This is a genomic window from Streptomyces sp. AK08-02 (assembly GCF_033795085.1).
Lineage (GTDB): Bacteria > Actinomycetota > Actinomycetes > Streptomycetales > Streptomycetaceae > Streptomyces > Streptomyces echiniscabiei.
In genome coordinates, this window is record NZ_JARAZV010000002.1 from 21321 (window position 1) to 41580 (window position 20260).

Annotated in this window: 21 protein-coding genes; 16 read left to right on the forward strand and 5 right to left on the reverse strand. The window is 70.8% G+C overall.

The window, feature by feature from the left end; all coding sequences use genetic code 11:
• Positions 1–87: 87 nt before the first annotated feature.
• The 11 genes from PV734_RS04050 (at position 88) to PV734_RS04100 (ending at position 12217) form a co-directional block, all read left to right on the forward strand.
• Positions 88–717 (forward strand): NUDIX hydrolase, encoded by a 630-nt coding sequence (locus PV734_RS04050; RefSeq protein ID WP_319098545.1) that lies wholly within the window; start codon positions 88–90, stop codon positions 715–717.
• Positions 718–888: 171 nt separating this feature from the next.
• A complete protein-coding gene (locus tag PV734_RS04055; protein ID WP_319288778.1) occupies positions 889–2985 on the forward strand; it encodes a tetratricopeptide repeat protein in 2097 nt (698 codons plus the stop codon).
• Between the two features lie 143 nt (positions 2986–3128).
• Positions 3129–4244: an alanine dehydrogenase gene (gene ald / locus PV734_RS04060; RefSeq protein WP_319098560.1), complete on the forward strand. Its 1116-nt coding sequence runs from the start codon at positions 3129–3131 to the stop codon at positions 4242–4244.
• 434 nt (positions 4245–4678) lie between these two features.
• The gene (locus PV734_RS04065) at positions 4679–5815 is read left to right on the forward strand and encodes a ParA family protein (RefSeq protein ID WP_319098543.1); all 1137 of its coding nucleotides are present in this window, start codon (positions 4679–4681) and stop codon (positions 5813–5815) included.
• A complete protein-coding gene (locus PV734_RS04070; protein WP_319098542.1) occupies positions 5800–6387 on the forward strand; it encodes a hypothetical protein in 588 nt (195 codons plus the stop codon). Before PV734_RS04065 ends, PV734_RS04070 begins: the two co-directional genes overlap by 16 nt.
• An 18-nt stretch (positions 6388–6405) precedes the next feature.
• Positions 6406–7422, forward strand: coding sequence for a segregation and condensation protein A (locus tag PV734_RS04075; protein WP_319288779.1), 1017 nt, complete (start codon positions 6406–6408; stop codon positions 7420–7422).
• The gene (scpB, locus tag PV734_RS04080) at positions 7419–8081 is read left to right on the forward strand and encodes an SMC-Scp complex subunit ScpB (RefSeq protein ID WP_006378176.1); all 663 of its coding nucleotides are present in this window, start codon (positions 7419–7421) and stop codon (positions 8079–8081) included. Before PV734_RS04075 ends, scpB begins: the two co-directional genes overlap by 4 nt.
• Positions 8081–9316 carry a pseudouridine synthase gene (locus PV734_RS04085; RefSeq protein ID WP_319288780.1) on the forward strand — a complete coding sequence of 412 codons (1236 nt, stop codon included), beginning with the start codon at positions 8081–8083 and terminating at the stop codon, positions 9314–9316. The genes scpB and PV734_RS04085 overlap by 1 nt, the downstream gene beginning before the upstream one ends.
• Before the next feature lie 280 nt (positions 9317–9596).
• Positions 9597–10433 (forward strand): NUDIX hydrolase, encoded by an 837-nt coding sequence (locus PV734_RS04090; RefSeq protein ID WP_319098538.1) that lies wholly within the window; start codon positions 9597–9599, stop codon positions 10431–10433.
• On the forward strand, positions 10430–11452 hold the full coding sequence (locus PV734_RS04095; RefSeq protein ID WP_319098537.1) for an ADP-ribosylglycohydrolase family protein: 1023 nt from the start codon (positions 10430–10432) through the stop codon (positions 11450–11452). Before PV734_RS04090 ends, PV734_RS04095 begins: the two co-directional genes overlap by 4 nt.
• A 3-nt stretch (positions 11453–11455) precedes the next feature.
• The gene (locus tag PV734_RS04100) at positions 11456–12217 is read left to right on the forward strand and encodes a DNA polymerase beta superfamily protein (RefSeq protein WP_319098536.1); all 762 of its coding nucleotides are present in this window, start codon (positions 11456–11458) and stop codon (positions 12215–12217) included.
• Here PV734_RS04100 and PV734_RS04105 read toward each other — a convergent pair.
• From PV734_RS04105 to PV734_RS04120, 4 genes are read right to left on the reverse strand one after another with little or no spacing between them, the layout of a single operon-like run.
• On the reverse strand, positions 12143–12925 hold the full coding sequence (locus tag PV734_RS04105) for a DNA polymerase beta superfamily protein (protein ID WP_319098533.1): 783 nt from the start codon (positions 12923–12925) through the stop codon (positions 12143–12145). The genes PV734_RS04100 and PV734_RS04105 overlap by 75 nt on opposite strands.
• A 21-nt stretch (positions 12926–12946) precedes the next feature.
• Positions 12947–13354, reverse strand: a complete 408-nt coding sequence (locus PV734_RS04110) for a Rieske (2Fe-2S) protein (protein ID WP_319098531.1) — start codon at positions 13352–13354, stop codon at positions 12947–12949.
• On the reverse strand, positions 13351–13935 hold the full coding sequence (locus tag PV734_RS04115; RefSeq protein WP_319098530.1) for a DUF6529 family protein: 585 nt from the start codon (positions 13933–13935) through the stop codon (positions 13351–13353). Before PV734_RS04115 ends, PV734_RS04110 begins: the two co-directional genes overlap by 4 nt.
• 26 nt (positions 13936–13961) lie before the next feature.
• Complete coding sequence (locus PV734_RS04120) at positions 13962–14651, reverse strand: hypothetical protein (RefSeq protein ID WP_319288781.1); 690 nt, start codon at positions 14649–14651, stop codon at positions 13962–13964.
• A gap of 270 nt (positions 14652–14921) precedes the next feature.
• On the opposite strand from PV734_RS04120, the gene aroH reads away from it, so the two are divergent.
• From aroH to der, 5 genes are all read left to right on the forward strand, one after another.
• Positions 14922–15284, forward strand: a complete 363-nt coding sequence (gene aroH / locus PV734_RS04125) for a chorismate mutase (protein WP_319098528.1) — start codon at positions 14922–14924, stop codon at positions 15282–15284.
• A complete protein-coding gene (locus PV734_RS04130) occupies positions 15281–16366 on the forward strand; it encodes a prephenate dehydrogenase (RefSeq protein WP_319098526.1) in 1086 nt (361 codons plus the stop codon). The genes aroH and PV734_RS04130 overlap by 4 nt, the downstream gene beginning before the upstream one ends.
• A 253-nt stretch (positions 16367–16619) precedes the next feature.
• Entirely contained in the window at positions 16620–17297 is a 678-nt protein-coding gene (gene cmk / locus PV734_RS04135) for a (d)CMP kinase (protein WP_319098525.1), read from the forward strand.
• Positions 17255–18007 (forward strand): lysophospholipid acyltransferase family protein, encoded by a 753-nt coding sequence (locus PV734_RS04140; protein WP_319098524.1) that lies wholly within the window; start codon positions 17255–17257, stop codon positions 18005–18007. Before cmk ends, PV734_RS04140 begins: the two co-directional genes overlap by 43 nt.
• 91 nt (positions 18008–18098) lie before the next feature.
• Positions 18099–19571 carry a ribosome biogenesis GTPase Der gene (der, locus tag PV734_RS04145; protein WP_319098523.1) on the forward strand — a complete coding sequence of 491 codons (1473 nt, stop codon included), beginning with the start codon at positions 18099–18101 and terminating at the stop codon, positions 19569–19571.
• Positions 19572–19656: 85 nt separating this feature from the next.
• Here the strand turns inward: der and PV734_RS04150 are convergent, their stop codons facing one another.
• Positions 19657–20142, reverse strand: coding sequence for a hypothetical protein (locus PV734_RS04150; RefSeq protein ID WP_319098521.1), 486 nt, complete (start codon positions 20140–20142; stop codon positions 19657–19659).
• Positions 20143–20260: the final 118 nt, after the last annotated feature.

Sequence of the window (20260 nt, forward strand, 5' to 3'; positions counted from 1 at the left end):
CCCCGGTTTTCTGTGCCGGCTCCGGGCCGGTTCCTGGACCGGTTCTTGTGTACGGGCGGGACGCGGGATGCGGAAGGACACGTCGACATGACCACCATCAAGGACACTCCGGAGGAGTGGGAGATCCGGGCGACCGAGACCCCCTTCGTGGGTAACAAGACCTCCGTTCGCACCGACGAGGTGGTCATGCCGGACGGCTCGGTCGTGGGCCGCGACTACCAGGTCCACCCCGGCTCCGTGGGCGTCCTCGCCCTCGACGACGAAGGCCGGGTCCTGCTGATCCGTCAGTACCGTCACCCCGTACGCCAGCGGCTGTGGGAGATCCCGGCCGGGCTGCTCGACGTACCTGGCGAGAACCCGCTGCACGCCGCCCAGCGGGAGCTGTACGAGGAGGCGCACGTCAAGGCCGAGGACTGGCGGGTGCTGACCGACGTCTACCCCACGGCGGGCGGCTGCGACGAGGCCGTACGGATCTTCCTGGCCCGGAATCTGTCCGAGGCCGAGGGGGAGCGCTTCGAGGTCGAGGACGAGGAGGCCGACATGGAGTACGCGCGCGTGCCCGTCGACGAACTCGTCCGGGGTGTCCTCGCCGGCGAGGTGCACAGCAACTGCCTTGTCGTGGGCGTCCTTTCGCTGGTGGCGGCCGAGAAGGGCGACGGACTCGACGCGCTGCGCCCGGCCGACGCGGCGTGGCCGGCCCGGCCCTTCGAGGCCTGAGGCGCCCTCAGGGGCCCCTTGCCGTGCCCGGTGTGACCATCGGCTGATCCGATCGAGCGACCTGCCCGCCGCGCTCCGCACAGATCGTTGCAGAGCGTGAACTAGGCTCTGGAAACGCCCGAACCGGAGTCCCGGCGGGCTTGCTCGTGCAGGTGGACGGGAGTGTGGCCCGTGACGGATCAGGCGGTGGACACAGACGGTACGAAGCTGTCCGGAAACGATCGGTCGCCCGTTCCAACGGACAGTCAGTTCCTCGGTCGGACAAGAGAGTTGAAGGAACTGCGCGCCGACATCGAGCGCGCAGGTCTCGACACTCTCGCGGGCCGGAAGGCGCCCCGCGCGCGCGTGCTACTCATCGCGGGCAAGCCCGGATCGGGCCGCAGCGCGCTCGCCGAGGAACTGGTCCGGCAGGTCGCGGACAGTTACCCGGACGGTGTGCTGCGCGCCCGGCTCACCGAGCCCGACGGCACCCGCGTGCCGACCGAACGCACCGCCCGCGAGCTGCTGACCGCCCTGGAGCTGCCCACCCCGCCCGGCGCCGACGAGGACGAGCTGTCCGAGGCGCTGCGCGACGCGCTCGCCGACCGCCGGATGCTGCTCCTGCTCGACGACGCGGCCGACGCCGAGCAGGTCGACGCGCTCCTCCCGGACAACCCGGACTGTCTGGCCGTCGCCGTCTCCGGGGGCCCGCTGACCGGGATCTCCGACGTCCGCCCCTGCACCCTGGGCGGCCTCGACACCAAGTCCGCCGTGGAACTCCTCGAACGCTTCACCGGGTCGGTGCGCGTCACCGTGGACCCGCGCTCGGCCGAAGCCCTCGCCGAGGTGTGCCAGGGGCAGCCCGCCGCGCTGATGCTGGCCGGCGGCTGGCTGGAGGCCCGGCCCAAGGCGGCCGTCTCCGACCTCGCCAAGCAGCTGCACGCCGAGGGCGACGAAGGCACCGCCCTCAGCCGCGTGTTCCACCTCGTGTACGCCTCGCTGCCCACCCCGGCCGCCCGGATACTGCGACTGCTCGCCCTCGCCCCCGGCGGCCTGGTCGACCCGCAGACCGCCTCCGCGCTGGCCGGCTGCTCGGTCGGCGGCGCCCGCGCCACCCTGGACGACTTCGTCGCCCTGAGCCTTCTGACGGCCGTGGACTCGCCGCTGCCGCAGTACGAGGTCCCCGGCTGCCTGATGCCCTTCCTGCGCCCTCTCGCGGTGTCCCAGGACCGCCCGGCCGAACTCCAGCTCGCCCGGGCCCGGATGCTGGAGCGGACGGTACGGCTGCTGGTGTCCTGCCGGGCGATCACCGAGACCGACAGTCCGCTGGCCCGCGAGAAGCTCCTCGGCATGCCCAGTGCGCTGCGCTTCCCGAACCCGAGGGCGGCGGCGGACTGGCTCACCATCCGCAGGCCCGCCCTGCTCGCCGCGGCTCGGCTGGCCGTGGCCGACGGGGAACTGGACACTCTGGCCAGGCGTCTGATGTCCGCCCTGGTCAAGGCCATGGTCGCGCACATCGGCACCCAGGCCGCCGCGCCCGACCTCTACGGCGTCCACCGCCTCGTCCTCGACATCGCCGAGCGCCGCGAACTGCCCCGCGAGCGGGCGGCCGCCCTGCTGAACCTCGCCGACCTGGACGCGCAGACCGGCCGTACGAACGACGCGCTGACCCGTTACCGGGCCGCGCTGGACGCCGGACGCGAGGCGAACGACCCGTACGCGACCGGGCGGGCGATGGAATCCGTAGGGGGCGCACACCAGGAGCTCGGGGACTACGACCGGGCCGCCGACTGGTACGGGCGTGCGCTCGCCCAGCGCCTGGCGCGCGACGAGCGCGAGGACGCGGCCCGGCTGTACGGCCGTATCGCCACCGCGCACACCTACGCGGGCCGCTACGGAGAGGCGCTGCGCAACTGGCGTGCCGCGGTTGCCGGTCACCGCAAGAACGGTGATGTGGGCGCGCACGCGCGGGCGTTGAGCGAGCTGGCGCGGGTCCAGGAGTACGCGGGGCGGCCCGACGAGTCGCTGCGCACCTGCCAGGAGGCGGTGGAGTGGGCGCGTCGCGCCGACGACGTACGGCTGCAGGGAGCGCTTCAGCTGCGGCTGGCCGACACGCTGGAGCACCTCGGTGATCCGGTGGCGGCGGGACTGCACCGGAGCGCCGCCGAGCGGCTGCTGGGCGGCGAGCCGGACCACCAGGAGAGCGGGGCTGGGCTCCCCGAAGGCGAATCCGACCTGGAACACGACGCTAACACCTACGAAATCCGTAGCGCATCAGTCGAAGATTGATGCATTGAAAGGCTAGACACCGAGAACGCCTTCATTAGACTGGCTGTACCGCGCCTTCTCCTGCGGTCTCCTGGTGTGCCCTCGCACGTCCGGGTATGTATTGCTATGCCCCCGCATCCTCTGAGCCAAGGACCGTGATCGACGTGAAGGTCGGCATCCCCCGCGAGGTCAAGAACAACGAGTTCCGCGTGGCCATCACCCCGGCCGGTGTGCACGAGCTGGTGCGCCACGGCCATCAGGTCGTCATCGAGCGGAACGCCGGTGTCGGCTCCTCGATCACGGACGACGAGTTCGTGGCCGCCGGCGCGCGCATCCTGCCCACGGCCGACGAGGTGTGGGCCACCGCCGACCTGCTGCTGAAGGTCAAGGAGCCCATCGCCGAGGAGTACCACCGCCTCCGCAAGGACCAGACGCTCTTCACCTACCTGCACCTGGCCGCCTCCAAGGAGTGCACGGACGCGCTCGTCGCGTCCGGCACCACGGCGATCGCCTACGAGACCGTCGAACTGCCCGGTCGCGCCCTGCCGCTGCTCGCCCCGATGTCGGAGGTCGCCGGCCGGCTGGCCCCGCAGGTCGGCGCCTACCACCTGATGCGCTCGGTCGGCGGTCGCGGCGTGCTTCCCGGTGGCGTCCCCGGCACGCAGCCCGCGCGGGCCGTCGTCATCGGCGGTGGTGTCTCCGGCTGGAACGCCACGCAGATCGCCGTCGGCATGGGATTCCACGTCACGCTGCTCGACCGCGACATCAACAAGCTGCGCGAGGCCGACAAGGTCTTCGGCACCAAGGTCCGGGCGATCATGTCCAACTCCTTCGAGCTGGAGAAGGCCGTCCTGGACGCCGACCTCGTCATCGGCGCGGTGCTCATCCCCGGCGCCAAGGCCCCGAAGCTGGTCACCAACGAACTGGTGTCGCGGATGAAACCGGGGAGCGTTCTCGTCGACATCGCGATCGACCAGGGCGGCTGCTTCGAGGACTCGCGCCCCACGACCCACGCCGAACCGACCTTCCCGGTCCACGGATCGGTCTTCTACTGCGTCGCCAACATGCCCGGCGCGGTACCCAACACCTCGACCTACGCGCTCACCAACGCCACGCTGCCGTACATCGTGGAACTCGCCGACCGGGGCTGGGTGGCGGCGCTGCGTCGCGATCCCGCTCTCGCCCGGGGCCTCAACACCCACGACGGCAAGGTCGTCTACCGAGAGGTCGCAGAGGCGCACGGGCTGGAGCACGTGGAGTTGGAGACACTTCTCGGCTGACGTTCCGGGCCGCTCCGACGGTGCTCCCGGTCGACTAAACGACCAAGTCATCAACGGGTAAAAGGCGATACGTCAACAGGGCTCGTCAACGCCCCGCACCCCGCCGGACCTTGCCCGACAAGGTCCGGCCGGATGTGTGTATGGTCACTTTGCGACACTCGTTCAACTCGCCTCGAACGTAACGCTTCAACCGATTCGCGCACCGGTGAACCCTGCCGTGCGACGGCCGTACGCCCTTGACAGAGGGATGTTTCATTGCCGACACATCGGGCCGGGTCCGGCGGATTGTGTTGCTGCGAACGGCCGACACGCCATAGAGTCGCCAACCGTCGGCATGGTGCCACGCTGACCTATCGAGAAGTTTCCTGGTCACCAAGGAGGTAAGACGACTTGTGAATGAGTCGACATTTACTCCCGGGGGTGGTCAACCAGGAATGCCGGCGCGGGGATCGGGCCCCACGGGGCTCGCGGCTGTCGGCTCCGTCGCGGTCCGCACCTTCGCCGCCCACCAAGGTCACCAGATGTCCGAGGTGACTCGGCCAGGACACATGAGCATGGATGGTCATCACGTGAACGCCATGGCCGGCGACGGTAGTGGCGGGGTCCACAACCACTTCGCCGACTACGACGAACTGCCCGACGGGCACTTCTACGACCCCGACGCCGAGTACGAGCCCGATCCGGAGTACGCGGCCACGCTCGCGCCCGACGCGGCCCGTCAGCGCCGCGAGCGCATCGGCCCCACCGGCCGCCCGCTGCCGTACTTCCCGATCCCGGGTCCGCTGACGAGTCACGGCCCCGCGACGATCGTCGCGATGTGCAACCAGAAGGGCGGCGTCGGCAAGACGACGTCGACCATCAACCTGGGTGCCGCTCTCGCCGAGTACGGACGCCGGGTCCTGCTGGTCGACTTCGACCCGCAGGGCGCCCTGTCCGTGGGCCTCGGTGTGAACCCGATGGAACTCGACCTGACGGTCTACAACCTGCTCATGGAGCGGGGGATGTCCGCGGACGAGGTGCTGCTCAAGACGGCGGTCCCGAACATGGACCTGCTGCCGAGCAACATCGACCTGTCGGCGGCCGAGGTGCAGCTGGTGTCGGAGGTCGCGCGCGAGTCGACGCTCCAGCGCGCCCTGAAGCCGCTCATGGCCGACTACGACTACATCGTGATCGACTGTCAGCCCTCGCTCGGCCTGCTCACCGTGAACGCCCTCACGGCGGCTCACAAGGTGATAGTGCCTCTTGAGTGCGAGTTCTTCGCGCTGCGCGGTGTCGCACTGCTGACGGAGACCATCGAGAAGGTCCAGGAGCGGCTGAACCCGGAACTGGAGCTCGACGGCATCCTCGCCACGATGTACGACTCGCGCACGGTGCACAGCCGTGAGGTGCTCGCACGTGTCGTCGAGGCCTTCGACGACCACGTCTACCACACGGTCATCGGACGCACGGTCCGCTTCCCGGAGACCACGGTCGCCGGTGAGCCGATCACCACGTACGCCTCGAACTCCGTCGGTGCCGCCGCCTATCGCCAGCTCGCCAGGGAGGTGCTCGCCCGGTGTCACGCCGAGTGAGTCTGCCGGGGGCCGACGAACTGTTCCGTACCACCGGGGGCATGGCGCTCCAGTCGTCCTCTCCCAGGCGCCAGGCCAACGGCGAGGCTCGCGTTCCGGGTCCCGCCGGGGAGAGCGACGGGGCCGCCGCCTCGGAGGACGCGCCTCACTCGGTGCCCGTCCAGGGCGGTGACGGCGACGGCGACGAGCATGTCGCCGCCGGCGTCGACCCGGCCGGGGAGTCGCGCAGCCGGCAGGCCGCGGCGGAGCGTTCGGTGCGCCGCCAGGGCGAGCAGGAAGGTTCTGCCTCGGGGCAGGGCCCGTCGCCCCAGTCGGTGTCGGCGTCCCGCAAGCGCGGCCGGGCCCCCTCGCGGCGGCCCAGCGGGCGTGAGCGGCACGACGAGAAGATCACGGTGTACGTCTCCGCCGAGGAGCTGATGGACCTGGAGCACGCGCGTCTCGTGCTGCGGGGCGAGCACGGACTGGCGGTCGACCGCGGGCGGATCGTGCGCGAGGCGGTCGCGGTGGTGCTCGCGGATCTTGAGTCCCGTGGGGACGCGAGCATCCTCGTACGACGGTTGCGCGGCCGCTAGCGGTAGCCTGCGTGGGCCATGACCTCGAACGACGCCCCTGCCCCCGGCCCCGGCTCCGCCGGTCGTCGGCGTGTGCTGGGGCGGGGTCCGGGAGGTTCGCCGCCGGTCACGGCCGAGGAACCCGTCGAGGCGTCCCCCGAGGTCCATGAGGAGCCGGTGGAGGCCTCCGCGGTCGCCGAGGAAGTAACGGATCCCCCGGTTCCGTCGGCCGAACCCGAGGACGGGGTCTTCAAGGTCCGGCTCGCCAACTTCGAGGGGCCCTTCGATCTCCTCCTCCAGCTGATCTCCAAGCACAAGCTCGACGTCACCGAGGTCGCCCTCTCCAAGGTGACCGACGAGTTCATCACGCACATCAGGGCGATGGGCCCCGACTGGGATCTCGACCAGACGACCGAGTTCCTGGTCGTCGCGGCCACCCTGCTGGACCTGAAGGCCGCGCGGTTGCTGCCCGCCGCCGAGGTCGAGGACGAGGCCGACCTGGCCCTGCTGGAGGCGCGCGACCTGCTGTTCGCGCGGCTGCTCCAGTACCGCGCGTACAAACAGGTCGCCGACATCCTCAGCCGCCGCCTCGACGACGAGGCCCGCCGCTATCCCCGTACCGTCGGACTGGAACCGCACCACGCCGAACTGCTGCCCGAGGTCGTCATCAGCATCGGGGCCGAGGGGTTCGCGAAGCTCGCCGTGAAGGCGATGCAGCCCAGGCCGAGACCGCAGGTGTACGTCGACCACATCCACGCGCCCCTGGTGAGCGTGCAGGAGCAGGCCCAGATCGTCGTCGCGCGGCTGCGGGAACTGGGCGAGGCCACCTTCCAGGAGCTCGTCGCGGACACCGGCGACACACTGACCGTCGTGGCGCGCTTCCTGGCCCTTCTGGAGCTGTACCGGGAGAAGGTCGTCGTCCTGGACCAGGAGACCGCGCTCGGGGAGCTGATGGTGCGCTGGACGGGCGGGGAGGGCGATCGCGAGCCGACGGTCACCGACGAGTTCGACCGGCCGCCGGAGCCGGTGAAGCCAGGGAAGGACGAGAAGGCGTGAGCGAGGAGACCACAGAGGTGCCGGCCGGGCCGCGGACCGTCGCCGATCTCGATCTCGGGCCCGCACTGGAGGCCGTCCTCATGGTCGTGGACGAACCCGCGACCGAGGAGCACCTCGCGAAGATCCTGCAGCGCCCCCGGCGGCAGATCGCGGACGCCCTGCGCGCGCTGGCCGACGAGTACACCGTTCAGGGGCGCGGTTTCGAGCTGCGGCTCATCGCCGGGGGCTGGCGTTTCTACTCCCGGCCCGAGTACGCGGCGGCGGTCGAGGGCTTCGTGCTGGACGGCCAGCAGGCCCGGCTCACCCAGGCGGCGCTGGAGACTCTCGCGGTCGTCGCGTACCGCCAGCCGGTGAGCCGCAGCCGGGTCTCGGCCGTCCGCGGAGTCAACTGTGACGGGGTCATGCGGACCCTGTTGCAGCGCGGTCTGGTCCAGGAGGCGGGCACGGAACCCGAAACAGGTGCGATCCTGTACACGACGACGAACTACTTCCTGGAGCGGATGGGCCTGCGAGGCCTGGACGAACTCCCGGAGCTCGCACCCTTCCTTCCGGAGGCGGACGCGATCGAGGCCGAGACGCAGGAAGGTGTTCCGTCGTTCGATCCGGATGCTCCCGATGCTCCGGGTGCAGACGACGCAGACGACCAGACGGAATTTTGATGCGAAGCAGTAGCGGCAGCGGTAGCGGTAGCGGTAGCGGCAAGAGTGGTGGCGGGCGCGGTAGCTCTCGCGGCGCCGGCAGCGGCGGGGGCGACAGGCGCGGTCAGGGCCAGGGCCAGGGGCGCGGTCAGGGCTCAGGTCAGGGGCGAGGCCAGGGCTCGGGTCAGGGTCAGGGGCGCGGCGGTCCGGGTCAGAGTCAGGGGCGAGGCCAGGGGCAAGGCTCAGGTCAGGGCCAGGGCCAGGCTCAGGGTCGTCCCAGCAAGCCGCGTCCCGAGGAGCGCCGCTACGACGTGGGGCCGGGCGCGACTCCGGACGGTCCGAAGTCCGGGCGCGGTGCCTCCGCGCGCGGCGGTGCCAAGGGTGGGCCCAGGCAGGGTCACAACAGCACCGGACGCGGGCGCTGGGTCCCGGCGACCTCTCGTGAGTACGACGCGCGGGCCGAGGAGCGCAACCGGGAGCGGTACGCCGAGAAGAAGGACGTCAAGCTGCCCAAGACGTTCCCGGGTGCCGAGCAGGAGGGCGAGCGGCTCCAGAAGATCCTGGCGCGTGCGGGCTACGGCTCCCGGCGGACCTGCGAGGAGCTGATCGAGCACGCGCGCGTGGAGGTCAACGGCGAGATCGTGGTCGAGCAGGGGCTGCGTGTCGACCCCGAGCGCGACGAGATCAAGGTCGACGGGCTGACGGTGGCCACGCAGTCGTACCAGTTCTTCTCGCTGAACAAGCCCGCGGGCGTCGTCTCCACGATGGAGGACAACGAGGGCCGGCAGTGCCTCGGCGACTACGTGACGAACCGCGAGACGCGGCTCTTCCACGTCGGTCGGCTCGACACCGAGACCGAGGGCGTCATCCTCCTCACCAACCACGGTGAGCTGGCGCACCGGCTGACCCACCCCAAGTACGGCGTGAAGAAGGTCTACCTCGCGCACATCGTGGGCCCGATCCCGCGCGACCTGGGCAAGCAGCTCAAGGACGGCATCCAGCTGGAGGACGGGTACGCCCGCGCGGACCACTTCCGCGTCGTCGAGCAGACCGGCAAGAACTATCTCGTGGAGGTCACCCTTCACGAGGGCCGTAAGCACATCGTGCGCCGCATGCTCGCGGAGGCCGGTTTCCCGGTCGACAAGCTGGTGCGCGTCTCCTTCGGTCCGATCACCCTGGGCGACCAGAAGTCGGGCTGGCTGCGCCGGCTGTCCAACACCGAGGTCGGCATGCTGATGCAGGAAGTCGACCTGTAGGCGAGTGGATGTGCTCGCGCGTGCGGCCGGTCCCGGAGCAGTCCGGGGTCGGCCGCTTTTGTGCGCCGAGAAGCCCCCGTGGCCTCGCTGGGCCCACAGGCGACTCCGGGTGCCCTCCGGGGCAGTCCTGCTCCTCCTGGGCGCCTGAGGGGCCGCTGAGAGGCTTTGGGCGTATGGGAGTCGTCAAGAAGGGTTGTGGGGTCCGCTCGTGCTCTTTATAGTCGGTATGACTATTGGTCATGGTGACCATAAAAAGTGACGGCAGGGGGGGTGGGCGGGCATGACCGCACCTGTGAACGGAGCGGCTCGGGGCCAGGCCCCCGAGGGGTACGACAAGTACGCCTTCGAACCCTTCGCCGTCACCGTCGATCTGGCGGTCCTCACCCTGCGAGCGGGCGCGCTGCACGTACTGCTCGTCGAACGCGGTCACGAGCCGTACGCCGGCCGCTGGGCGCTGCCCGGAGGGTTCGTCCTGCCCGACGAGTCCGCGGAGAGGGCGGCCCGGCGCGAACTCGCCGAGGAAACCGGCCTGTCGGACGTGTCCGGGCTGCACCTGGAACAGCTGCGCACGTACAGCGAACCCGACCGCGACCCGAGAATGCGGGTCGTGTCCGTGGCCTTCGCCGCCCTGCTGCCGCACGCGCCCGAACCGCACGGCGGCGGGGACGCGACGCAGGCCCAATGGCTGCGGTACAACGCGCTCGGACCGCTCGCCTTCGACCACGACAGCATCCTCGCCGACGCCCACGACCGGGTCGGCGCCAAGCTGGAGTACTCCTGCATCGCGACCGCCTTCTGCCCGCCCGAGTTCACCCTCGGCGAGCTGCGGCAGGTCTACGAGACCGTGTGGGGCACCGCGCTCGACCCGCCCAACTTCCGCCGCAAGGTGCTCGCCACCCCGGGCTTCGTCGAGCCCGTGCCGGGCGCCGCGCGTCTCACCGGCGGCCGGGGCAAGCCCGCCGCGCTGTACCGCGCGGGCACCGCGGCCACCCTGCACCCGCCACTGCTGCGCCCGACCACGTCGGCGTCGCCGGCCCCGCCCCCGTTCTCCCCGTCCCCCTCCTCCCCGTCCCCTTCGTCACCGTCTCCCACATCACCGGAAGGACGCCCCGCATGACCACCACGACCGTCAGGAAGCGCGCCGCCAGCGGGGCGTTGATCGGGCTCGCGCTCGGCGACGCCCTGGGCTTCCCGACCGAGTTCAAGGACATCCCCTCGATCCTCGCCACCCACGGTCCCTGGCGGCGGATGGAACTGCCCACGCCCGCGATCGTCACCGACGACACACAGATGACCCTGGCGCTCGCCCATGGTCTGCGTGCGGCGATGGACCGGGGGCTGCTCGCCCCGGCGGGGATGGAACGGCCGGTGCGCGCGGAGTTCGTGAAGTGGTACCGGTCGCCGGACAACAACCGGGCGCCGGGCCACACGTGCCTGGTCGCCTGCGACCTGCTGGAGAACGAGCGGCTGCCCTGGCAGGAGGCCAGTCAGATCGGCTCGAAGGGCTGTGGCGCCAACATGCGCGTCGCGCCCCTCGGTCTGATCGCGGCCCTGAGCGAGGAACAGCGCGCGGGCGCCGCCCAGTTGCAGGCCGGCCTCACCCACGGACACCCGACAGCGCTGGCCGCGTCCGACCTCACCGCCTACGCCGTACGGCTGCTCGCCCATGGTGCTGAACCGGCCGAACTGGTGACCCTGCTGCGTTCGCACGCGCAGGACAGCCGCAGCCGTTACTACCACCGCTGGCTGGGCGACCTGTGGACGCACAGCCACGATCCGAGCCCCGAGCACTTCATCGCCCGCGGCTGGGACGAGTGCCTGGCGATCCTGGACCGGCTCCAGCTCGCCGTCCGCACCGCCTCGCCCGAGGACGACCCCTGCCTCGCCACCGGCGCCGGCTGGACCGCCGAAGAGGCCCTGGCGACCGGCCTGCTGTGCTTCCTGCTCTTCCCCGACGAGCCCCTCACGGCCCTGCGCCGCGCGGCCTGCACCTCCGGCGACTCGGACTCGATCGCCTGCCTGACCGGAGCCTTCGCCGGCGCCCACCACGGCACCGACGCCTGGCCGACCCCCTGGGCGGACCGCATCGAGTACGGGGGTGACCTGCAGACACTGGGCGCGCTCTGGGACGCTTGACGGATGCGCAACGCCCTGGATCTCGCAGACCTCGACCTGGCGGCCGTGGTCGCCGAGCAGCCCGACCCGGTGCTCTTCGCCACCGTCTCGGGCGCCCACCTCTACGGCTTCCCGTCCCGTGACTCGGACGTGGACCTCCGGGGAGTCCATCTCCTTCCGGTCGCCGACCTGGTCGGTCTCCGCGAGCCGGAGGAGACGCGGTCGCGGATGTGGGAGCGGGACGGTGTCGAGCTGGACCTGGTCACCCACGATCTCCGCAAGTTCGTACGGCTGCTGCTGCGCCGCAACGGTTATGTGCTGGAGCAGCTGCTGTCTCCGCTGGTCGTGCACACGACCGACACGCACCGGGAGCTCGCCGCGCTCGCCCCCGGTGTCCTCACCGGCCACCACGCGCATCACTACCGGGGCTTCGCGCAGACGCAGTGGCGGCTCTTCGAGAGGACCGGCGAACTCAAGCCGCTCCTCTACACGTTCCGAGTGCTGCTCACCGGCGTCCACCTGATGCGCAGTGGCGAGGTGCAGGCCCATCTGCCCACGCTTGCCGGGGAGATCGGCGACGCCCCCGGGTATCTGCCGGAGCTGGTCGCGGCCAAGGCCGAGCGGGAACACGGGGCGGCGGACATCGTCCACGCGCGCGTGGCGGCCGATGTGGAGCGGCTGCACCGTGTACTGGACGAGGCGCAGGCCGCCTCAGGGCTGCCGGACGCCCCCACCGCGTACGACGCCCTGCACGACTTCGTCGTACGGGTCCGGCAGACGGGCTGAGGTGCGGCGGGTGCGGAACAGGAAGTCCTCGACGCGGGGGCGGTCCGGTTCCTCGGGGAGGGGGCTGGTGCGGCAGGCCTGCTCGGCCTCCTGCGCGAGGCGGTCCATCCGGGACTCGATCTCGGGCCAGCCCACCTCGCCCCGTTTCACCGCCAGCAGCGGGCCGCGCTCGTCGCCGACGTCGATCGTCAGCGTGCCCGTGCGCAGCAGGTCGCGGCAGCTCATCAGCAGGCGCAGCAGGTGCATCGCGTGCTTCCAGCGCGGGGCGCCGTGGACACGGACGTCGGCCTCCAGCTTCTTGCGCTGGCCGAGCGCGTAGCGCGCGAACGTCTGGTGCGCCTGGCGGGAGAGGAACGCCTCGCGCAGGGCGAGGAGCTCGCGGCCGGTGTCGTCGGCGTACTCCACGAGAGGCGAGTGGAGGCACTCCAGGATGTTCGGGTTGGCCCGCAGCGCCAGTGTGCAGAAGCGTTCCAGCTCCCAGCTGAACTGCTCCTGCGCCGGTCCCTCCACATGCGTGGGCGGCTTCTCGAAGCGCCAGAACAGGGGAGTGGGCGCGAGGAAGACCCCGCGCCGGTCCGTGTCACTGCCCTCCGTCGCCAGACCGAAGGCACGCGAACCCATCACACAGGCGTAGACCGTGTGGTCGCGTACCAGGGTCTCGTGGTTCTCGGTGCTCACGGAGCTCTTCGAGTCGGAATGCGGGCTCATTCAGGGAGCGTACGGGGGAGGTCACGCCAGGCGGATCGAATTTCCCGTCACCGTGATCTTCTTCTCCGCCAGTGGCCGTGACGCCGGCGGGTTGGCCACCGAACCGTCCGTGATGTTGAACTTGCTGCCGTGGCAGGTGCAGTTGATGGTGCCGCCCTTGACGTTGGCCACGGGGCACTGCTGATGCGTGCAGATCGACGTGAAGGCCTTGAACTCGCCCTCCTTGGGCTGGGTCACCACGACCTGCTCGTCCTTGAAGATCTTGCCGCCGCCGACCGGGATGTCGGCCGTCGTGGCCAGCTCCTGTCCGGGAGAGCCGGCGGAGACCGTCGACGACCCGGATTCGTCGCCGTACTCGCTGCATCCCGCGGTGAGCGCCGCCGCGCCCGTCGCGAGGAGGATCGTGCGGCGCGTCGGGCCTTGCGTCATGTCGTCACTCCGATGTTGCGGAAGAACCAGAGGGCGGAGGTGAGCCAGATGATCGTCAGGACGGTGAAGACCAGTCCGCCGACGACCGGCAGCAGCCAGCCGGGCAGCCGGTCCCAGCGAAGCAGCAGCATCTTGGCACTGAACACGCCGAAGAAGAAGCATCCCAGGAGGGAGTGCCACATCACGCGTGAATCGTATGTTTGATACCCGAAAGCGTACAGACAGTGCACTGCCACCGGAACCGCCACGAGGAACGCGATCCGCCCCGACCAGCGGTGCACCACCGCCGACCAGCCCGGGCCCGGCAGCTTCCCGTACACCATGAGCGCCGACACGACCTGGACGAGCGCGAAGCCGAACGCCGTCGTCGCGAGCCAGGACTTCACCGCGCCCGTGCTGCTGAAACCGGCCAGGTTGAAGGCGGTGCCCTCCGGGTCGTGGACCTTGCCGTACACACCCAGGCCCACCGCCACGGCGGCGGCGACGAGCGCCGGGACGAGATATCGGGCCGCGCTCGGGCCGCTGGGGGCAGGGGGGCGCGGGGGAAAGCTCTGGGTGGCGGCGTTCGGGTCCACGGTCATGTTCGGCTCCCTGCGAGGAGTGGGATTCAGGGTGTGACCGGGCGGGCCGTGAGCCGCTGGCCGTCGATCGTGACCGCGCCGGTCTCCGGGTCGATCCGGGGCGCGGGGGAGGGCTTGCCGTCGCGCCTGAGGATGCCGACCTGTTCCCCGGTCGACAGCACGATCCAGCCGCCGTCGATCTTGGCGTCCCGGACGGTCGCGGTCGCTCGGTACAGCCCCGACGGCTTGACCGCCCGGTCCGCGGTGAAGGCGTAGTGCCCGCCCTCGATGTCGACCGTGCCGCGGATGCTCCCGCCCTTGAGGGTGCCGTTCAGTACGGAGCCGCCCCCGCCGGTGAGCTTCATGGAGCCGTCGGTCTCGACATCGCCCTTCAGCCACGACTCCTTGTCACGTCCGTCGCAGAAATACGCGATCGCGTGGCCGTCGCGCAGCGAGACCGACACCGCGGAGGAGTCGTCGTCCGTACGGCCCGCGTAGTCCGCGTTCGGCGCGGGGGCCTTGGTGGGCGACGGGGACGAGGACGGGGTCACGGGCGGGGAAGGCGACGGTGACGCCTTCGTGTTCGGAGGTGCCGGTGACGGAGACACCTTGTAGGCGGGTGAGTCCGCCTGGGACGTGGACGCCGGCCTCGTCCCTGTCGTCGCGTTGAGCGACAACATGAACAGGGCCAACAACAGTCCCGCGAGCAGTGTGAAAAGCGGTCCGGTGCGCTTCATCGGGCCTCCCCCGAGGCGAGCTTCCTGCCATGAGAGCGGACCCGGGCCCCCGCGTCCAGAGCGCACGGGCGTGTTCGCACTCCAAGTCGCGGATTGGGGCGAATCGGGTGACATTGGCAGGGCCCGATGCGCGGCGGGGGCGCGTCTCAGCGGGCGAGCGCCGCGGGTCCACTTCGCGCGGGCTGGCTAGGCTGGATGCGCCAAGAGCCGATACGTAGATACGAATACGTACATCAGCTCCACCCATGTACATCAGCGAGGAGCATCACAGTGGCGGTACGAGCGGTCCGGGGAGCCGTCCAACTGGACCGGGACGAGGCCGGGCACATGGCCGAGCGGGTCGGTGAGCTGCTCGTCGCGGTCCTGGAGCGCAACAGCCTCACCGCGGACGACCTGATCAGCGTCTGGTTCACGGCCACCCCCGACCTGCACAGCGACTTCCCGGCCGCCGCGGCCCGCAAGCTCGGCATCGTCGACGTACCGCTGATCTGCGCCCAGGAGCTGGACATCGAGGGGGCGATGCCGCGGGTGGTCCGGATCCTCGCGCACATCGAGTCGGACCTGCCCCGCGCGGACATCGCGCACGTCTACCTCGGTGCTGCGGGTGCCCTGCGCAAGGACATCGCCCAGTGAGGACCGCACTCGTCATCGGCACCGGCCTCATCGGTACGTCCGCCGCGCTCGCCCTCGTCTCGCGCGGTGTCGTCGTCCACCTCGCCGACCACGACCCCGAGCAGGCCCGTACGGCGTCCGCGCTGGGCGCCGGGACGGACGAGGCGCCGCAGGGGCCGGTCGACCTCGCGATCATCGCCGCGCCGCCCGCGCACGTGGCCGGCACCCTCGCCGACGCGATGCGCCGGGGTGTCGCGCGCGGCTACCTCGACGTGGCCAGCGTCAAGGGCGGCCCGCGCCGTGAGCTGGAGGCGCTGGGCCTCGACCTCGCGTCCTACATCGGCTCGCACCCCATGTCGGGCCGCGAGAAGTCCGGCCCGCTGGCCGCGACCGGCGACCTCTTCGAGGGCCGTCCCTGGGTGCTGACCCCGACGCGGGACACCGACACGGAGGTGCTGAACCTCGCCCTCGAACTGGTCTCGCACTGCCGTGCCGTCCCCGTCGTCATGGACGCGGACGCCCACGACCGTGCCGTGGCCCTCGTCTCCCACATGCCCCACCTGATCTCCAGCATGGTCGCCGCGCGGCTGGAGAACGCGGAGGAGGCGGCCGTACGGCTGTGCGGGCAGGGCATCCGGGACGTGACCCGGATCGCCGCGTCCGATCCCGGCATGTGGATCGACATCCTCTCCGCCAACCCCGGGCCGGTCGCCGACCTCCTCACGGACGTCGCCGCGGACCTGGAGGAGACGGTTCAGGCACTGCGGTCCCTGCAGTCCTCCGACGAGGCGAAGCGCCGTGCGGGCGTGTCCGGGGTCGAGGACATGCTGCGGCGCGGGAACGCGGGACAGGTCCGGGTGCCCGGCAAGCACGGGTCCGCTCCGCTGGTGTACGAGGTCGTGGCCGTGCTCATCGACGACCAGCCCGGGCAGCTGGCCCGGATCTTCGCCGACGCGGGGCGGGCCGGGGTCAACATCGAGGATGTGCGGATCGAGCATGCGACGGGGCAGCAGGCGGGGCTTGTGCAGTTGATGGTGCAGCCGTCGGCCGCACCCGTGCTTTCTGCTGCGCTGCGGGAACGTGGGTGGGCGATTCGGCAGTAGTGGGCGGTGTCGGTGCCGGGCTTGCTGGGGGCTGCGCCCCCAGACCCCCGCTCCGGCCCTGAACGGGCCTTGTCCTCAAGCGCCGGACGGGCTGGGGGTGCGGGCCTGGGTTGGAAGGGTGCCGGACGGGCTGGGGGTGCGGGCCGGGGCCAGAAGGGCTTGCGGCCGGATGAGTGACCAGTACCCAGTAACCTTGTCCGGGGTGCCATGCGCCCTCGCCCCACCACCCCGGACCAGGAAAGGTGCCTCCACAGTGGACCGCGCCGCAGTGATTGTCGCCATAGACGGGCCCTCCGGCACCGGCAAGTCGAGCACGTCGAAGGCTGTCGCCGCGCAGCTCGGGCTGAGCTACCTGGACACCGGGGCCCAGTACCGGGCCATCACCTGGTGGATGGTGACCAGCGGGATCGACCTCACGGACCCCTCCGCGATCGCCGCCGTGGTGGGCAAGGCGGAGATCGTCTCCGGTACGGACCCGGAGAACCCGACGATCACCGTGGACGGCACCGACGTCAGCGGCCCGATCCGTACCCAGGAGGTCACCTCCAAGGTCAGCGCGGTGAGCGCCGTACCGGAGGTGCGTGCCCAGATCACCGAGCTGCAGCGGTCCATCGCCGCGTCGGCGGAGAAGGGGATCGTCGTCGAGGGGCGGGACATCGGGACGACCGTGCTGCCCGACGCCGACCTGAAGATCTTCCTCACCGCGTCCCCGGAGGCCCGCGCCGCCCGGCGCAGCGGTGAGCTGAAGGGTGCCGACGTCAACGCCACCCGTGAGGCGCTGCTGAAGCGGGACGCGGCCGACTCCAGCCGTAAGACCTCGCCGCTCGCCAAGGCGGACGACGCGGTGGAGGTCGACACCTCCGAGCTGACTCTGCAGCAGGTCATCGAATGCGTCGTCACCCTCGTCGAGGAGAAGCGGGACGCGAAGTGAGCGTTCCCTCGAAGGCGGCGCAGGCGTCGAAGGCGGCCGAGGTTCCCACGCAACGGGGTGCCGAGGTCGGTCGGCGTATCGGTGTCGGCCTGATGTACGGGCTGTGGAAGCCGCGCGTCCTGGGCGCCTGGAAGGTCCCCGCGACCGGTCCGGTGATCCTCGCCGTCAACCACTCCCACAACATCGACGGCCCGATGGTCATCGGCGTGGCGCCCAGGGCGTCGCACTTCCTGGTCAAGAAGGAGGCGTTCATCGGGCCGCTCGGACCCGCCATGCACGCCCTCGGCCAGGTGAAGGTGGACCGCTCGACCGCCGACCGCACGGCGATCGCCCAGGCCCTGGCGGTGCTGGCGAACGGCGGAGTCCTCGGGATCTTTCCCGAGGGCAGCCGTGGCGAGGGCGACTTCGCCTCGCTGCGCGCGGGGCTGGCCTACTTCGCCGTGCGCAGCGGCGCACAGGTCGTTCCGGTGGCCGTCCTGGGAAGTACCGACCGCCGCGGACGGTTGATAAAGGGGCTGCCTCCGCTGCGCAGCCGCGTCGACGTGGTCTTCGGTGACCCGTTCGAGGCGGGCGACGGCACCGGGCGGCGTACGCGGGCGGCGCTGGACGAGGCGACCGTACGCATTCAGAAGCAGCTCACCGCGCACCTGGAGAACGCCAGACGGCTCACCGGCCGTCAGGAAAACGCCGGGCGCCCCGCCGGGCGCTGAGCGACACTTGAGTACTTGAGCAGTTTGAGTAGTGGATCACCCGATACCGGGGGGTTCCACCGATCACCACGATGAACGAGGTACGGACTTCATGAACGACCACATTCCCTCCGACGGCTCGGGAGAGCACGAGCACGGAGAGCTTGGCGACGCCGAGTACGCGGAGTTCATGGAGCTCGCCGCGGTGGAGGGCTTCGATGTCGCCGATGTCGAGGGCGCGCTCGACGAGGCGGGGCACGGGCCACTGCCCGTCCTCGCCGTCGTGGGGCGGCCGAACGTCGGCAAGTCGACACTCGTCAACCGCATCATCGGGCGCCGTGAGGCCGTCGTCGAGGACAAGCCCGGCGTCACCCGCGACCGCGTGACCTACGAGGCCGAATGGGCCGGGCGACGCTTCAAGCTCGTCGACACGGGTGGCTGGGAGCAGGATGTCCTCGGCATCGACGCCTCCGTGGCCGCCCAGGCCGAGTACGCGATCGAGGCGTCCGACGCCGTCGTCTTCGTCGTCGACGCCAAGGTCGGCGCGACCGACACCGACGAGGCCGTCGTGCGGCTACTGCGCAAGGCGGGCAAGCCCGTCGTCCTGTGCGCCAACAAGGTCGACGGGCTGAGCGGCGAGGCCGACGCCTCGTATCTCTGGGCCCTCGGTCTCGGCGAGCCGCACCCCGTCTCCGCGCTGCACGGCCGTGGCACCGGCGACATGCTGGACGCCGTCCTGGAGGCGCTGCCCGAGGCGCCCGCGCAGACCTTCGGTGCCGGGGTCGGCGGCCCGCGTCGTATCGCCCTCATCGGCCGCCCGAACGTCGGCAAGTCCTCCCTGCTGAACAAGGTGGCGGGCCAGGAGCGCGTCGTCGTCAACGAGATCGCGGGCACCACCCGTGACCCCGTCGACGAGCTGATCGAACTCGGCGGCGTCACCTGGAAGTTCATCGACACGGCGGGCATCCGTAAGCGCGTCCACCTCCAGCAGGGCGCCGACTACTACGCCTCGCTGCGTACGGCCGCCGCCGTGGAGAAGGCCGAGGTCGCCGTCATCCTGATCGACGGCTCCGAGAACATCTCCATCCAGGACCAGCGGATCGTCACCATGGCCGTCGACGCGGGCCGAGCGATCGTCCTCGCGTACAACAAGTGGGACACGCTCGACGAGGAACGCCGCTACTACCTGGAGCGGGAGATCGAGACCGAGCTCGCCCAGGTGGCCTGGGCGCCCCGCGTCAACGTCTCGGCGCGTACCGGCCGACACATGGAGAAGCTGGTCCCCGCGATCGAGGCCGCTCTCGCGGGCTGGGAGACCCGGGTTCCGACGGGCCGGCTGAACGCCTTCCTCGGCGAGCTGGTAGCCGCCCACCCGCACCCGATCCGGGGCGGCAAGCAGCCGCGCATCCTGTTCGGCACGCAGGCGGGCGTCAAGCCGCCGCGGTTCGTGCTCTTCGCCTCCGGCTTCATCGAGGCGGGCTACCGCCGCTTCATCGAGCGCCGGCTGCGCGAGGAGTTCGGCTTCGAGGGCACGCCGATCCACATCTCGGTGCGGGTGCGCGAGAAGCGCGGCCGTAAGAAGTAGTGGTCGTACGTAGTGGTCGTACGTCTCGTACGTGACTGAGGGCGGCTCCGGATGGGAGCCGCCCTCAGTCACGTGCAGGCGGTGGTCACGCGCCCCGGCGCGGGCCCGGTGGCAGCGCAGCCGGGATGTGGGTCATCCCGGTGTAGTGCTGCTGCCGGGCCCCGGTCGGCCATACGGCGGTCGGGGTCGGGACCGCCGGCTGCACCTGCTGCGCGTCGAGTTGGCCAACCCGCTGCCACACGGACTGCTGGCCGCCGCCCTGGCCGCCCGTACCGCCGTTGCGCGCGCTGAACGCACCCGCGCTGTAGGCGCTGTACGAACCGGAGTTCAGGTTCGAACCGTACGAACGGCCGTACGAGGCGCGGCTGTTCGGGCTGGCCCCGAAGGCCGCGAAGTCCAGCTCGTCCTCGCCGCTGCGGTCGCCCGGCAGCGAACGGAAGGACTTGCCGTACTCGGCGTAGAGCGCGTCGTAGATCGGCGTGGCCGAGGTGACGCTCGGGTAGTCCTGGGGCGCTCGCGCGGACGGGAGCGACTGGTAGGACTGGCGGCGGGGGGCGTCGTAGGTGTGCACGTACGTGCAAACGACCCCGCCGCCCAACAGGGTGCGGCCGACGCCCGGACTTTGCCGGGCGCGCAGCGCGCCGCAAAGGGGGCGCGGGGAACTGCGCGACCAGCCACACTCAACCGCC